Source organism: Streptomyces sp. AC627_RSS907, assembly GCF_019049165.1.
Window position 1 is genome coordinate 1 of record NZ_JAGMUE010001294.1, and the last position, 634, is coordinate 634.

Here is a 634-nt window from a genome sequence, read left to right on the forward strand (position 1 = left end):
CCTACAGGTGGCGACCTGGTCGTCCTCCAGGTCGCGGGTGGCCAGGTCGAGGCGGGCCAGGACGCGGTCGGGGGCGGTGTCGAGCATCATCAGCGTGCGGGCGACGGTGCGCAGCCGCCCCATGGTGGCCGCCGCGGACACGCCGTGCCCCATGACGTCGCCCACCACGAGCGCGGTCCGCCCGCCGGGGAGCGCCATCAGGTCGTACCAGTCGCCGCCCACGCCGCGGGCGTCCGCCGCCGGCGCGTAGCTGGTGTGCACGGCCAGGCCCGGGGTGTGCGGTGCGGCCCGGGGCAGCAGGCTGCGCTGGAGGGAGATCACGTGCTCGCGCTCGCGCCCGTAGAGCCGGGCGTTGTCGATGAACACCGCCGCCTTGGAGGCGAGCTGTTCGGCCAGGGCCAGGTCGGTGGCGGTGAACGGCGGGCTGCTGCCGGCGCGCACGAAGTCGGCGCTGCCGAGCAGGAGGCCGCGGGCGATCAGCGGGACCGCCATGTAGCTGTGCACGTTGCCGCGGCGCATCTTGTCCGCGGCGCTGTCGGTGGAGGCGACCCGCGAGAAGTCGCGGTCGGTCATCCGCGAGACGAGCACCGGCTTGCGCTGGGCCAGGCACACGGTGGTCAGCAGCGTGTCGCGG

Annotated in this window: 1 protein-coding gene; it reads right to left on the bottom strand. The window is 74.9% G+C overall.

What is annotated here, in order from left to right:
* Nucleotides 1-634, bottom strand: a 634-nt coding sequence (locus KUM32_RS41565; protein ID WP_217146812.1) for a PP2C family protein-serine/threonine phosphatase, incomplete at both ends; no start/stop codon positions are given.